The 13475-nt window shown below is 65.2% G+C and carries 13 protein-coding genes and 1 tRNA gene; 12 read left to right on the forward strand and 2 right to left on the reverse strand.

From position 1 onward, the window contains the following. Positions 1–72 precede the first annotated feature (72 nt). The gene (locus ABE434_RS05325) at positions 73–927 is read right to left on the reverse strand and encodes a polysaccharide deacetylase family protein (RefSeq protein ID WP_346478097.1); all 855 of its coding nucleotides are present in this window, start codon (positions 925–927) and stop codon (positions 73–75) included. Then, positions 914–2065: a glycosyltransferase family 4 protein gene (locus ABE434_RS05330; RefSeq protein ID WP_346478098.1), complete on the reverse strand. Its 1152-nt coding sequence runs from the start codon at positions 2063–2065 to the stop codon at positions 914–916. The genes ABE434_RS05325 and ABE434_RS05330 overlap by 14 nt, the downstream gene beginning before the upstream one ends. A 397-nt stretch (positions 2066–2462) precedes the next feature. Here ABE434_RS05330 and ABE434_RS05335 point away from each other — a divergent pair, with 397 nt between their 5' ends. The 12 genes from ABE434_RS05335 (at position 2463) to nuoH (ending at position 13472) form a co-directional block, all read left to right on the forward strand. Next, entirely contained in the window at positions 2463–3398 is a 936-nt protein-coding gene (locus ABE434_RS05335) for a 2-oxoglutarate and iron-dependent oxygenase domain-containing protein (protein WP_346478099.1), read from the forward strand. 300 nt (positions 3399–3698) lie between these two features. After that, positions 3699–4454 carry a triose-phosphate isomerase gene (gene tpiA / locus ABE434_RS05340; protein WP_346478100.1) on the forward strand — a complete coding sequence of 252 codons (756 nt, stop codon included), beginning with the start codon at positions 3699–3701 and terminating at the stop codon, positions 4452–4454. Between the two features lie 55 nt (positions 4455–4509). Next, positions 4510–4950 carry a preprotein translocase subunit SecG gene (secG, locus tag ABE434_RS05345; protein WP_346478101.1) on the forward strand — a complete coding sequence of 147 codons (441 nt, stop codon included), beginning with the start codon at positions 4510–4512 and terminating at the stop codon, positions 4948–4950. Between the two features lie 49 nt (positions 4951–4999). Then, positions 5000–5084, forward strand: a tRNA-Leu gene (locus tag ABE434_RS05350). A 112-nt stretch (positions 5085–5196) separates the two neighbouring features. Continuing rightward, complete coding sequence (locus ABE434_RS05355) at positions 5197–5553, forward strand: NADH-quinone oxidoreductase subunit A (protein WP_026069699.1); 357 nt, start codon at positions 5197–5199, stop codon at positions 5551–5553. Beyond that, the gene (locus tag ABE434_RS05360) at positions 5544–6098 is read left to right on the forward strand and encodes an NADH-quinone oxidoreductase subunit B (protein ID WP_019182677.1); all 555 of its coding nucleotides are present in this window, start codon (positions 5544–5546) and stop codon (positions 6096–6098) included. The genes ABE434_RS05355 and ABE434_RS05360 overlap by 10 nt, the downstream gene beginning before the upstream one ends. 32 nt (positions 6099–6130) lie before the next feature. Then, positions 6131–6883 (forward strand): NADH-quinone oxidoreductase subunit C, encoded by a 753-nt coding sequence (locus ABE434_RS05365; protein ID WP_346478102.1) that lies wholly within the window; start codon positions 6131–6133, stop codon positions 6881–6883. Then, positions 6880–8187 (forward strand): NADH-quinone oxidoreductase subunit D, encoded by a 1308-nt coding sequence (locus ABE434_RS05370; protein WP_346478103.1) that lies wholly within the window; start codon positions 6880–6882, stop codon positions 8185–8187. Before ABE434_RS05365 ends, ABE434_RS05370 begins: the two co-directional genes overlap by 4 nt. Before the next feature lie 94 nt (positions 8188–8281). Then, complete coding sequence (gene nuoE, locus ABE434_RS05375) at positions 8282–8809, forward strand: NADH-quinone oxidoreductase subunit NuoE (protein WP_121038421.1); 528 nt, start codon at positions 8282–8284, stop codon at positions 8807–8809. A 3-nt stretch (positions 8810–8812) separates the two neighbouring features. Further along, positions 8813–10153, forward strand: a complete 1341-nt coding sequence (gene nuoF, locus ABE434_RS05380; protein WP_123730636.1) for an NADH-quinone oxidoreductase subunit NuoF — start codon at positions 8813–8815, stop codon at positions 10151–10153. Next, positions 10150–12384, forward strand: coding sequence for an NADH-quinone oxidoreductase subunit NuoG (nuoG, locus tag ABE434_RS05385; protein WP_346478104.1), 2235 nt, complete (start codon positions 10150–10152; stop codon positions 12382–12384). The genes nuoF and nuoG overlap by 4 nt, the downstream gene beginning before the upstream one ends. Then, positions 12381–13472: an NADH-quinone oxidoreductase subunit NuoH gene (gene nuoH, locus ABE434_RS05390; RefSeq protein WP_121038412.1), complete on the forward strand. Its 1092-nt coding sequence runs from the start codon at positions 12381–12383 to the stop codon at positions 13470–13472. Before nuoG ends, nuoH begins: the two co-directional genes overlap by 4 nt. Positions 13473–13475 lie beyond the last annotated feature (3 nt).

The following is a 13475-nucleotide window of genomic DNA, read 5'->3' on the forward strand; positions in this document are numbered from 1 at the left end:
CACGGCTGAATTGAAAACGCCCCGGGAGACCGGGGCGTTTTCGTTGCGGATCCGCTGCGGATCCGCTGCGGGTCAGGGCCCTGCCACCATCTTCTTTTTCTTCGCCTTGAAGCGGTTGAACAGCGGCGCGATCAGCGGGTGGTAGCTGTAGGCGATGCGCTTGCGCAGCCAGCGGGCAGGACGGTCGCGGATCGCGAACCGGTAGATGTGCTCCGGATCGCCGCCGACCACGTTGCGGCCGAACGGGTGGGTGGTGTGCAGGTACTTGAAGCCCTGCGCCCGCGCGATCTGCACATAGTCCTCGTCGAAATCGCCGTAGGGCCAGCACAGCGTGTCCGATACGTCGCCCAGCTGCTGCCGGAGCACGTCGCGTGCCACCGACAGGTCGCCGCTGATGCCCTGGCGCTTGTGTTCGCGGGAGATGTCCTGCTTGAGCCAGCGGGTATGCGTGTGCGTGTGGCAGTGCACTTCGAAGGTGCCGGCGGCGATCATCTCGCGCGCTTCGCTCCAGCGCATCATGACGTCGTCGGGGCGGTTCTCGTGCAGGATGGCCGCCTCGCAGCCGCGATGGTCCGGCGTCGCGGGCAGGGTGGCGCCGGGCTGCCCGGCATGCGGGCGGACTTCGCCTTCGCCCATCCAGCCGGTGACCACGAACACCACCGCGTGCATCCCGTACCGCGCCAGGATCGGGTGCGCGTACACCCAGTTGTCCAGGTAGCCGTCATCGAAGGTGATCACGATCGACTTGGCCGGCGTCGGCTTGCCGGCGAGGAAACCGGCGTACTGGTCCAGGGTCAGCGAGGTCCAGCCGTTGGCTGCCAGCCAGGCGATCTGGCTTTCGAAGTTCTCCGGCGAGACCGTGATCATCCCCGGCGACGGGGAGACGTGGTGGTGCATCAGCACCGGGACGGATCTAGCGTTGGCCATGGCCCAGTTCCTTCAACCACTGGTGGTAATAGTATTCGGTCGCTTCAGTGTGACCGGTCGGGGTGAAGCGGTGGGCGCTGCGCATCCATTCCCAGCCGGCCAGCCCCATCTGCTCGCGTCGGTCGGGCTGTTCGATCAGGGTGCGCAGCGCGCCGGTCAGCGCGGCCTGGTCGCCCAGTGGCGCAAGCAGGGCATTGCTGCCCTCCACCACCATTTCCGGGACCCCGCCGACACGCGTGGCGACGATCGGCACACCCACGTAAGCGGCCTCGAGAAACACCGTGCCGGCCGCTTCCTTGTGGGTGGCGAGGGCGAAGATATCGAAGGCGGTCATCAACCGGCAAGCACCCTGGCGGTAGCCGAGCAGGTGGACCTGCGCGGTGATGCCGAGCTGCTCGCGCAGGGCGATCAGGCGCTCCATCACCGGCTGGCCGTCGCCCACGATCACCAGCTGCACGCGTGGATCGGCGCGGCACAGCGGGGCGATCGCCTGCAGCAGCTCGAGGTGGCCCTTGGGCTCGCGCAGCACGGCGACGCAGCCGACCACGATCTGGTCGTCGCCGAAGCCCAGTTCGGCGCGCGTTTCCGCACGGGTGTCCTGCCGGCACTGCCAAGGATCGCGCTTGGCGATCTGCGACCACTGCGGCGGCACCGCGATCGGCGGGACGATCCCCACGTGTGCGTCGTCGATGCCGCGGCTGACCATCAGCTTCTTGACGAAGCTGCTCACCGTCATCACCCGGTGGGGCAGGCCGGTGTAGGTCAGCAGCGAGTTGATCGGGCTCATCAGGTGGCGCGAGCGCACCACCAGTGGCGTACCCCCGAGCCGGGCGCCGGCCGCGGCGATCAGGCTGTCGCGGCGGCTGGTGGTGTTCACCACGTGGTAGCCATGGCGGCGCACCAGGCGCGACACCGACCAGATCCCGCGCAGCATGCGCAGCAGGCCGCCCATCTTGAGCGCGTGGACGGTGAAGCCGGCTTCGCGCGCCAGCTCACCCAGGCGCGCGTCGGGCTGGCACAGCAGGGAGACGTCGTGGCCGCGGTCGCGCATCGCCAGCATGTGGCGGTAGATGTAGATCTCCTGCCCGCCAAATCCCTTGGCAGCCTCGGTATGGAGAATTTTCAGTGGAACGTTCATCGGTGGACAGTCCATGTGTGGAAACGCGCCCGCGGCGTGCGCGGGCGGCCGTCGTCATTGCCTGCGGGATCGCGCCAGCGCATCCCATGCGCTGTGCGGTGCCGTGGGTGGGAGGTCGTGCGGGGTCGGCAGCCACGGGCGCGGCCCTGCCGGCGTGGGCCAGCGCAGCGCCGTCGGCGATGAGGGGGAGGGCAGGGCAACCATGGGGCGGACCGGGCGACGCAAGGAGTAAAGGGGGCGGCGCGTGAGCGTCGCCGGTGGCCCGTTGTGGCCGTCCGGGCGCGCGCATTGTATCGGTTTGTATCAATGTATCGGTGGCGGGGGTGGCCCGATCTGGCACAATGTTCAGCCGGGCCACAGCTGGCCCACCGACCACCATGAACAAGCAGGAATCGCTGTGAGCCAGATCCCCACCCTCGACATCACCCGTTTTGACACCGACCGCGACGCGTTCGTGGCCGAGCTGGGTGCGGCCTACCGCGAATGGGGCTTTGCTGGCATCCGCAACCACGGCATTCCGCAGGCCGACATCGACGCCGCGTATGAGGTCTTCAAGGCCTTCTTCGCGCTGCCGGAAGAGACCAAGCGCCAGTACCACGTGCCCGGCAGCGGCGGCGCACGTGGCTACACCGCCTTCGGCGTGGAGACCGCCAAGGGCTCCCAGCACTTCGATCTGAAGGAGTTCTGGCACATCGGTCGCGAGATCCCGGACGACTCCAAGTACCGTGACGTGATGGCCCCGAACCTGTGGCCGAGCGAGGTCCCGGGCTTCCGTGAGCGTGGCTACGGCATCTACCAGGCTCTGGACAAGCTGGGTTCGCGCGTCCTGTCGGCGCTGGCCCTGCATATCGGTCTGCCGGAAGATTTCTTCGCGGACAAGACCAACAACGGCAATTCGATCCTGCGCCCGATCCACTACCCGCCGATCACCGCCGAGAACATCCCCAACGTGCGCGCCGGCGCCCATGGCGACATCAACTTCATCACCCTGCTGGTCGGCGCCAGTGCGGCCGGGCTGGAAGTGCAGTCCCGCGAGGGCAAGTGGGTGCCCTTCACCTCGGACGCGGACACCATCGTGGTCAACATCGGCGACATGCTGCAGCGCCTGACCAACCATGTGTATCCGTCCACGATCCACCGCGTGGTCAATCCCCCGGGTGAACAGGCGCGCCAGCCGCGCTATTCGGTGCCGTTCTTCCTGCACCCGAACCCGGATTTCCTGATCGACGTGCTGCCGACCTGCATCACCCCGGAAAACCCGAGCCGCTATCCGGAGCCGATCACCGCCCACGGCTTCCTGGAAGAGCGCCTGCGCGAGATCAAGCTGAAGTAAGCGATCCTGCCGGGACAAGAACGAAGGCCGCCGAAAGGCGGCCTTCATCGTTCCAGTAGTGCCGGCCGCTGGCCGGCTCCACGCAATGCTGGCCTCGCCGCATTCGGCTATTCGCTCTGCTTGGTTGGGCGATCGCTGCCATGCCCAGCCCGGGCACGTCCACCGGCCCCGTCGCCCTTGCTTTTGATCTGGGACTGCGGCCGAAAATAAATATCCAATTGAAATGTAAGCGTTTTCCCGCCCACGCCATTTCGTTGCATCCGTTATCATGGCCGGCTGATACCCAAAGGAGCCATCGCCATGCGCCGCAAGATCGTCGCCGGTAACTGGAAGCTGCACGGCAGCCGCCAATTCGCCACCGACCTGGTCAGTGACCTGGTTGCCGACCTCCCGCTGCAGGGCGTCGAAGTCGTGGTCCTCCCGCCGCTCCCGTACCTGGGCGAACTGGTCGAAGCCTTCGAGGGCCGCGCCGTCGCCTTCGGCTCCCAGGATGTCAGCAGCAACGAAAAGGGCGCCTACACCGGTGAAGTCTCGGCCACCATGCTGGCCGAAGTCGGCGCCCGCTACGGCCTGGTCGGTCACTCCGAGCGCCGCCAGTACCATGCGGAAAGCAGTGAGCTGGTCGCGCGCAAGTTCGCCGCCGCCCTGCATGCCGGCCTGACGCCCATCCTGTGCGTGGGCGAAACCCTCGAGCAGCGTGAGGCCGATCAGACCGAGGCAGTCATTGCGGCCCAGCTCGCCCCGGTGCTGGAACTGGTCGGCGCCGCCGGCTTTGCCCAGGCCGTGGTCGCCTACGAGCCGGTCTGGGCCATCGGTACCGGCCGGACCGCCTCCAAGGAGCAGGTCCAGCAGGTCCACGCGTTCATCCGTGGCGAAGTGGCCAAGCTGGATGCTAGAATTGCGGATTCACTGTCGATCCTCTATGGCGGCAGCGTGAAGCCCGACAACGCCGCGGAACTGTTCGCACAGCCCGATGTCGATGGTGGGCTGGTGGGCGGCGCCTCGCTGGTGGCCGCGGACTTCCTTGCCATCGCTGCCGCGGCGGCGGGGCGCTAATTAGTAATGTTGCCGGCCCAACCGCCGGCACGACATGTCCGAGGACGGATTCGAAATGCTGATGTTGATCCTCAATGTGGTCTACGTGCTGGTCGCAGTGGCCATGATCGCGCTCATCCTGATGCAGCGTGGTTCCGGCGCGGCCGCAGGGTCGGGTTTCGGTGCCGGCGCCTCGGGTACCGTGTTCGGCGCGCGTGGCGCGTCCAACTTCCTGTCCAAGTCGACCAAGTGGCTGGCCGTGGTGTTCTTCGGCATCAGCCTCTTCATGGCCTGGTACGCCAGCCATGGTTCGCGCCCGGCGGCGCAGCAGGACCTGGGTCTGATGTCGGCTCCGGCCGCATCCGCGCCGGCCGCACCGGCAGGCGAGCTTCCGGCCGTGCCGAAGGCCCCGGAAACCCCGGTCCAGCAGCCTGTTCCGTCGGCCACTGTGCCGGCTCAGGCGGAAACTCCGAAATCTGGTGAAGAAAAGCCTTCGGAAGGCACCCAGACTCGCTGAAGACGGTTACAATATGCGGCGCACTGGAGAACAACCGGTGCGATCGTAAGCCCAGGTGGCGGAATTGGTAGACGCACTACCTTGAGGTGGTAGCGACGAGAGTCGTAGGGGTTCGAGTCCCCTCTTGGGCACCATTTGTTTGTAAGCGGGTTCGTCTGGCGCGCAAAGCGCCAGGTAGCGGTATCCGTCCACTCCCCCATGCCAAAGCGCCTGCAGGCGCAGCGGCAGAGGCAAGAGAGAATCGCTGTGCTGGCCGAATATTTGCCGTCTCTGCTGTTTCTGATCGTTGCCACTGGTATCGGCGTTGCGCTGATGCTGGTTGGCCGATTCCTCGGTCCCCGACGTCCTGATCTGAAAAAGCTCTCGCCGTACGAATGCGGCTTCGAGGCTTTCGAGGACGCGCGCATGAAGTTCGATGTGCGCTACTACCTGATCGCGATTCAGTTCATCGTATTTGATCTGGAAATCATCTTCATCGTGCCGTGGACCCAGGTGTTCATGGAACTGGGCGCACGTTCGCTGGTCACGATGGGCCTCTTCGTAGGCATGCTTTTCCTCGGTTTCATTTACGTCTGGAAGAAGGGAGCGCTGGAATGGGAGTAATTCAGACGCTCGACGGCCTGATGAACAACCCGGTCCCGGAAGGGCGGGTCGATGACATCCTGCGCCCCGAAGGCGACAACCCCCTGCTCGAAAAGGGCTACGTGACCACCAGCGTCGATGCGCTGTTGAATTGGGCGCGTACCGGTTCGATGTGGCCGATGACCTTTGGTCTGGCCTGCTGCGCAGTGGAAATGATGCACGCCGGCGCGGCGCGCCTGGACCTTGACCGCTACGGTGTGGTGTTCCGCCCGTCGCCGCGTCAGTCCGATGTGATGATCGTGGCCGGCACCCTGGTCAACAAGATGGCTCCGGCCCTGCGCAAGGTCTATGACCAGATGCCGGACCCGAAGTGGGTCATCTCGATGGGCAGCTGCGCCAACGGTGGCGGCTACTACCACTACTCGTATGCAGTGGTGCGTGGCTGTGACCGCGTCGTGCCGGTGGACATCTATGTCCCCGGCTGCCCACCTACCGCCGAAGCGCTGGTGTACGGGATCCTGCAATTGCAGAAGAAGATCTGGCGTACGCAGACCATCGCCCGCTGACATCCCTCCTGACAAGAGCACGCCAAGCCCCCATGGCAGAGCAAGCACCTTCCTTCATCGACCGACTTTCCGCACGTTTCGCAGGTGCGCAGGTCTTCGTGGTCGAACCCCGCGGCGAAGTGACGCTGGAAGTGCCCGCCGCTGACTGGCATGCCACCGCTCTGGCGCTGCGCGACGAATTCGGTTTCGAGCAGGCGGTTGACCTGTGCGGCCTGGATTACCTCGGCTATGGCAGCGACGAATGGGATACGGCCGATGTGTCGTCCCAGGGCTTCAGCCGTGGCGTCGAGGGCAAGTCCGTCGGTCGTTTCGCCTGGGGTGAATTCCCCACCCGCGAAACCAGCGATGGCGCCCAGCCGCAGCCGATCCCGCTGCAGCGTTTCGCCGTGGTCACCCAGCTGCGTTCCTACCAGCACAACCTCACGATGCGCATCCGTTGCTTTGCGCCGAACGAGGAACTGCCGGTGGTCGCGTCGTTGACCAACATCTGGCCGGGCCTGAACTGGTTCGAGCGCGAAGCGTTCGATCTGTTCGGCGTGATCTTCGAAGGCCACCCGGACCTGCGCCGGATCCTGACCGACTACGGTTTCGTCGGGCATCCGTTCCGCAAGGATTTCCCGCTGATCGGCAACGTTGAAGTGCGTTACGACGAAGAGAAGCAGCGCGTGATCTACGAGCCGGTGACCTCGGTCGAGCCGCGCGTCGGCGTGCCGCGTGTCATCCGTGACGACGCCCGTTTCCAGACCGCTGCCGGTGAATCCGCGCAGTCGGAGGCAAGCAAGTGAGCGAATTCACCCAGGCCCACCAGGCCTTTGCGAGCAACCCGGCCGAACTGCGCCAGGAAATCCGCAACTACACCATGAACTTCGGTCCCCAGCATCCGGCCGCGCACGGTGTGCTGCGCCTGATCCTGGAAATGGACGGCGAAACCATCATGCGTGCCGACCCGCACGTGGGCCTGCTGCACCGGGGTACCGAAAAGCTGGCCGAGTCCAAGCCGTTCAACCAGTCGATCGGCTACATGGACCGCCTGGATTACGTGTCGATGATGTGCAACGAGCACGCCTACGTGCGCGCGATCGAGACCCTGATGGGAATCGAGGCGCCGGAGCGTGCGCAGTACATCCGCACCATGTTCGACGAAATCACCCGCATCCTGAATCACCTGATGTGGCTGGGTTCCAACGCGCTCGATCTGGGCGCGATGGCGGTCATGCTGTACGCCTTCCGCGAACGCGAAGAGCTGATGGACTGCTACGAAGCGGTCTCCGGCGCGCGCATGCACGCGGCGTATTACCGTCCGGGCGGCGTCTACCGCGACCTGCCGGACCACATGCCGAAGTACAAGGAATCGCGCTGGCACAAGGGCAAGGCCCTGAAGAGCCTCAACGCCTCGCGCGAAGGTTCGCTGCTGGACTTCCTGGAGAACTTCACCGTCGAGTTCCCCAAGCGCGTCGACGAATACGAAACCCTGCTCACCGACAACCGTATCTGGAAGCAGCGTACGGTCGGCATCGGCGTGGTCACCCCGGAACTGGCCCATGCGTGGGGCATGACCGGCGTGATGCTGCGCGGCTCGGGCGTTGCCTGGGATCTGCGCAAGAAGCAGCCGTATGCCAAGTACGACGCGGTCGAGTTCGACATCCCGCTCGGCAAGGAGGGTGACTGCTACGACCGTTACCTGTGCCGCGTGGCCGAGATGCGCGAATCCAACCGCATCATCAAGCAGTGCGTCACCTGGCTCAAGGCCAACCCGGGCCCGGTCATGGTCAAGAACTTCAAGGTCGCGCCGCCCAGCCGCGAAGACATGAAGGACGACATGGAAGCGCTGATCCATCACTTCAAACTGTTCAGTGAAGGCTACTGCGTCCCGGCCGGCGAAACCTACGCCGCCGTCGAAGCGCCCAAGGGCGAGTTCGGCTGCTACCTGATGTCCGATGGTGCCAACAAGCCGTTCCGCGTGCACCTGCGCGCGCCGGGCTTCGCCCATCTGTCCTCGATCGACTCGATCGTGCGCGGGCACATGCTCGCCGACGTGGTGGCCATGATCGGCACCTACGATCTGGTGTTCGGTGAGGTGGACCGGTGATCGCATCCGCCTGCACGATGCCTGACACCCGCCGGCTGCTGCCGGCGCTGCAGGTTCTGGTTTTTAACGATTTCGTATTCGCTGAGGTCGGCCGATGAAGGCGACAGGTAATTTCGAGGCGGCGCGCGACGTCGACCCGATGGTGGTCTTGAATGACAAGACCCGTGCGCACATCGATCACTGGCTGGCCAAGTTCCCGCCGGATCGCAAGCGTTCGGCTGTCCTGCAGGGCCTGCACGCCGCACAGGAACAGAACGCAGGCTGGCTGACCGACGAGCTGATCGCCGGCGTCGCCAAGTACCTGGATCTGCCGCCGGTGTGGGCCTACGAGGTCGCCAGCTTCTACTCGATGTTCGAACTGGAGAAGGTCGGCCGCCACAATGTCGCCTTCTGCACCAACATCAGCTGCTGGTTGAACGGTGCCGAAGACCTGGTCGCGCACGCCGAGAAGAAGCTCGGCTGCAAGACCGGTCAGTCCACCGCCGATGGCCGCATCTACCTCAAGCGCGAAGAAGAATGCCTGGCCGGTTGCGCCGGTGCGCCGATGATGGTCATCAACGGCCATTACCACGAGCGCCTGACCGTCGAGAAAGTCGACGAGCTGCTGGACGGGTTGGAGTAAGACATGGCACATCATCACGCACCCAGTGGTCCGGTCGGTCCCGCACCGTTGCCGCACCAGGTGGTCTACACCACCCTGCATTACGACACTCCGTGGTCGTATGAGAGCTACCTCAAGACCGGTGGCTATGCCGCCCTGCGCAAGATCCTCGAAGAGAAGATCTCGCCGGAGCAGGTCATCGAGATGGTCAAGCAGTCCAACCTGCGCGGCCGTGGCGGCGCGGGCTTCCCGACCGGCCTGAAGTGGTCCTTCATGCCCAAGGGCACCATGCAGAAGTACATCCTGTGCAACTCGGATGAATCCGAGCCGGGGACCTGCAAGGACCGCGACATCCTGCGTTACAACCCGCATTCGGTCGTGGAAGGCATGGCGATCGCCTGCTACGCCACCGGCTCGACCGTGGGCTACAACTACCTGCGTGGCGAGTTCCACCACGAGCCGTTCGAGAACTTCGAGCAGGCCCTGGCCGACGCGTACGCGAACGGCTGGCTGGGCAAGGACATCCTCGGCAGCGGCGTGGACATCGATATCTACGGTGCGCTGGGCGCCGGCGCCTACATCTGCGGCGAAGAAACCGCGCTGATGGAGTCGCTGGAAGGCAAGAAAGGCCAGCCGCGCTACAAGCCGCCGTTCCCGGCCAACTTCGGCCTGTACGGCAAGCCGTCGACGATCAACAACACCGAGACCTATGCCTCGGTGCCGGCGATCATCCGCAACGGCCCGGAATGGTTCGCAGGCCTGAGCCTGACCAAGAACGGCGGTCCGAAGATTTTCTCGGTCTCCGGTTGCGTGCAGAAGGGCGGCAACTTCGAAGTGCCGCTGGGCACCACCTTCGACGACCTGCTGGAAATGGCCGGTGGCCTGAAGCCGGGCCGCACGCTCAAGGGCGCGGTCCCGGGCGGCGTCTCGATGCCGGTGCTGAAGGCCGAAGAGCTCAAGGGCCTGCAGATGGACTACGACACCCTGCGTGCCCTGGGCACCGGTCTGGGCTCGGGCGCCATCGTGGTGCTGGATGACAGCGTCTGCTGCGTCAAGTTCGCCTGCCGCATCTCGCAGTTCTTCCACAAGGAATCCTGTGGGCAGTGCACCCCGTGCCGTGAAGGCACCGGCTGGATGCACCGCGTGCTGGAGCGCATCGTCGCCGGCAAGGCCACGATGGAAGACCTGCATCAGTTGAAGACGGTGGCCGGCCAGATTGAAGGCCACACCATCTGTGCGTTCGGTGAAGCGGCGGCATGGCCCATCCAGGGCTTCCTGCGCCAGTTCTGGGACGAATTCGAGTACTACATCGTCAACGGTCATTCGATGGTTGACGGCAAGAAGGTGGAGGCAGCCGCCGCATGAGCGCGCAACCCGTAAACCCGAGCGTGCCACCGGATCATGTGACCGTCGAAATCGACGGCCAGTCCCTGGTCGTGCCCAAGGGCTCGATGATCATCCAGGCCGCCGACAAGGCCGGCATTCCGATCCCGCGCTTCTGCTACCACGAGAAGCTGCCGATCGCCGCCAACTGCCGCATGTGCCTGGTCGACGTGGAAAAGTCGCCCAAGCCGGCGCCGGCCTGCGCCACGCCGGTCATGGATGGCATGAAGGTCGCCACCCGCAGTGAAAAGGCGCTGAAGTTCCAGCGCTCGGTGATGGAATTCCTGCTGATCAACCATCCGCTGGACTGCCCGATCTGCGATCAGGGCGGCGAGTGCGAGCTGCAGGACGTTTCGCTGGGCTATGGCCGTTCGGTCAGCCGCTTCAACGAGCGCAAGCGGGTGGTGCCCGACGAGGACATCGGTCCGCTGGTCGCCACCGAAATGACCCGCTGCATCCAGTGCACCCGCTGCGTCCGCTTCACCGCCGACGTTGCCGGTACCTATGAACTGGGTGGCATGTACCGCGGTGAGAACCTGCAGATCGGCACCTATGACGGCAAGCCGTTGACCACCGAGCTGTCCGGCAACGTCGTCGACGTCTGCCCGGTCGGCGCGCTGACCAACAAGGTGTTCCAGTTCCGCGCCCGTCCGTGGGAACTGACCGCGCGCGAATCGCTGGGCTACCACGACGCGATGGGCTCGAACCTGTTCCTGCACGTGCGTCGCGGCGAAGTGCTGCGCGTGGTGCCGCGCGACAACGAGTCGGTCAACGAATGCTGGCTGTCCGATCGCGACCGCTATTCGCACCAGGGCCTGTACAGCGAAGACCGTGCGGTCAAGCCGCTGCGCAAGGTCAATGGCGAGTGGAAGGAAGTGAGCTGGGCGGAAGGCCTGGCCGCCGCCAAGGACATCTTCGCCGCCCACCAGGGTGACGACCTCGGCGTGCTGGTGCACCCGTCGGCCTCGAACGAGGAGGGCGCACTGCTGGCCCGTCTCGCGACCGGCCTGGGCACCACGAACATCGATCACCGCATCAACAACCGCGATTTCTCCGACGCCGCCACCGCCGAAGTGTTCGGCCTGCCGCTGGCTGAGATCGAAGGCGCGGACAGCATCGTCGTGCTCGGCAGCAACATCCGCCACGAGCTGCCGTTGCTGCACGCCCGCCTGCGCAAGGCGCAGACCACGCGCAACGCGAAGATCCACGCCGTCAATCCGGTGGACTTCGATTTCGCTTTCAAGCTGGCCAGCAAGCAGATCGTCGCCCCGTCGGCCTTCATCGACGCACTGGGCAACGCCGAGCTGCGTGACGCCGTGAAGGGCGCGAGCAACGCCGTGCTGATCATCGGTGGCATCGCCGAAAACCACCCGCAGGCCGCCGCGATCCGCGCCGCTGCGCGTGATTTCGCCGCCGCGACCGGTGCCAAGCTGTGCCGCATCCCGCAGGGCGCCAATGCCGTGGGCCTGACCCGCGCCGGCGTGCTGCCGGCCGGCAAGGACGTCAACGCCATGCTGGCCCAGCCGCGCAAGGCCTATGTCATCTACGGCATCGAGCCGGGCCTGGACTTCGCCGACGCCGCTGCTGCCCGCAAGGCGCTGGCCGGTGCCCAGGTGGTGGCTTTCAGCCAGTTCGCCTGTGCCTCGACCCGCGACGTCGCCGACGTGATCCTGCCGATCGGCGCACTGCCGGAAGTGGATGCCACCCTGACCAACCTCGATGGTCGCGAGCAGTCGGCCCGTGCCGGCGGCAAGCTGCCGGGCGAGGCGCGTGAAGGCTGGCGCGTGCTGCGTGCACTGGGCGGCGAGATGTCGCTGGCCGGTTTCGAGTTCACCGACCTGGCCGGCCTGCGCGCCAGCCTGGCCCCGGTCAGCGTCAACGTCTCGTCCTCGGCGGCAACGCCGGTAGCGGGCGAGGGCCTGGAAGTGACCTCGACCGCCGCGATCTACCGCACCGATGCGGTGGTCCGTCGCGCCCAGGCGCTGCAGTCGCATCCGCTCAACAACGCCCCGCGCATCGTGCTCAACGCCGACGACGCCGCCCGCCTGCAGTTGGTGGAAGGCCAGATGGCCAAGGTCGGCACCGATGCCGGCCGTGCCACCTTGCCGGTGGTGGTCGACGCCCGCGTTGCCGCAGGGTCGGTCTGGATTGAATCGGGCCACGGTGCAACCGCACCGCTGGGTGCCGCACGCGTAACGGTGGTGGCTGCATGAACGAATTGCTGTTGAACGCGGTCGACCCGCTGCACCAGTGGCTGCTGTCACTGGGCGACATCGGTGCGCTGCTCTGGATCATCCTGAAGATCCTGGTGATCGCCATGCCGGTGATCATCTCGGTGGCCTTCTACGTGGTCTGGGAGCGCAAGCTGATCGGCTGGATGCACGTGCGTCATGGTCCGATGTATGTCGGCATGGGCATCTTCCAGGCCTTCGCCGACGTCTTCAAGCTGCTGTTCAAGGAAATCATCCAGCCCAGCAGCTCGCACAAGGCGATGTTCATCCTGGCGCCGCTGATCACGCTGGGCCCGGCCTTCGCGGCCTGGTCGGTGATTCCCTTCGACGCGCAGATCGTGCTGTCCAACGCCAACGCCGGCCTGCTGTACCTGCTGGCGATGACCTCGCTGGGCGTGTACGGCATCATCCTGGCGGGTTGGGCCTCCAACTCGAAGTACGCGTTCCTCGGTGCCATGCGCGCCTCGGCGCAGATGATCAGCTACGAAATCGCGATGGGCTTTGCCCTGGTCGGCGTCATGATCGCCTCGGGCAGCCTCAACCTGAGCAGCATCGTGATGGCGCAGGCGGGCAACTCCGGTCTGTTTGACTGGTTCCTGCTGCCGCTGTTCCCGCTCTTCATCGTGTACTGGGTGTCCGGTGTCGCCGAAACCAACCGCGCGCCGTTCGACGTCGTGGAAGGTGAATCGGAAATCGTTGCCGGCCACATGGTCGAATACTCCGGTGGTGCGTTCGCGCTGTTCTTCCTGGCCGAATACGCGAACATGATCCTGATCAGCTTCCTGATCTCGATCTTCTTCCTCGGTGGTTGGCTGAGCCCGCTCCAGGGCTGGATCACGGCAGACATCTCGCCGTGGATCGACTGGATCTGGAAGGGCGGCTGGCCGTGGCTGCTGCTGAAGGTCTTCTTCTTCGCCAGCTCCTACATCTGGTTCCGTGCCAGCTTCCCGCGCTTCCGTTACGACCAGATCATGCGTCTGGGCTGGAAGGTCTTCATCCCGCTCACCATCTTCTGGATTGCAGTGACGGCGTTGATGGTGTTTTACGGCGTGATCCAGAAGGGCGTCTAAGCG

Origin of the sequence: Stenotrophomonas sp. TWI1183 (genome assembly GCF_039673115.1) — a bacterium.
Taxonomy (GTDB): Bacteria; Pseudomonadota; Gammaproteobacteria; order Xanthomonadales; family Xanthomonadaceae; genus Stenotrophomonas; species Stenotrophomonas maltophilia_AA.

What these genes read in the sequence shown, in the direction of transcription:
- ABE434_RS05325 (WP_346478097.1), bottom strand. Translation starts at nt 927, where the DNA reads ATGGCCAACGCTAGATCCGTCCCGGTGCTGATGCACCACCACGTCTCC.
- ABE434_RS05330 (WP_346478098.1), bottom strand. Translation starts at nt 2,065, where the DNA reads ATGAACGTTCCACTGAAAATTCTCCATACCGAGGCTGCCAAGGGATTT.
- tpiA (WP_346478100.1), top strand. Translation starts at nt 3,699, where the DNA reads ATGCGCCGCAAGATCGTCGCCGGTAACTGGAAGCTGCACGGCAGCCGC.
- secG (WP_346478101.1), top strand. Translation starts at nt 4,510, where the DNA reads ATGCTGATGTTGATCCTCAATGTGGTCTACGTGCTGGTCGCAGTGGCC.
- ABE434_RS05360 (WP_019182677.1), top strand. Translation starts at nt 5,544, where the DNA reads ATGGGAGTAATTCAGACGCTCGACGGCCTGATGAACAACCCGGTCCCG.
- ABE434_RS05365 (WP_346478102.1), top strand. Translation starts at nt 6,131, where the DNA reads ATGGCAGAGCAAGCACCTTCCTTCATCGACCGACTTTCCGCACGTTTC.
- nuoE (WP_121038421.1), top strand. Translation starts at nt 8,282, where the DNA reads ATGAAGGCGACAGGTAATTTCGAGGCGGCGCGCGACGTCGACCCGATG.
- nuoF (WP_123730636.1), top strand. Translation starts at nt 8,813, where the DNA reads ATGGCACATCATCACGCACCCAGTGGTCCGGTCGGTCCCGCACCGTTG.
- nuoG (WP_346478104.1), top strand. Translation starts at nt 10,150, where the DNA reads ATGAGCGCGCAACCCGTAAACCCGAGCGTGCCACCGGATCATGTGACC.
- nuoH (WP_121038412.1), top strand. Translation starts at nt 12,381, where the DNA reads ATGAACGAATTGCTGTTGAACGCGGTCGACCCGCTGCACCAGTGGCTG.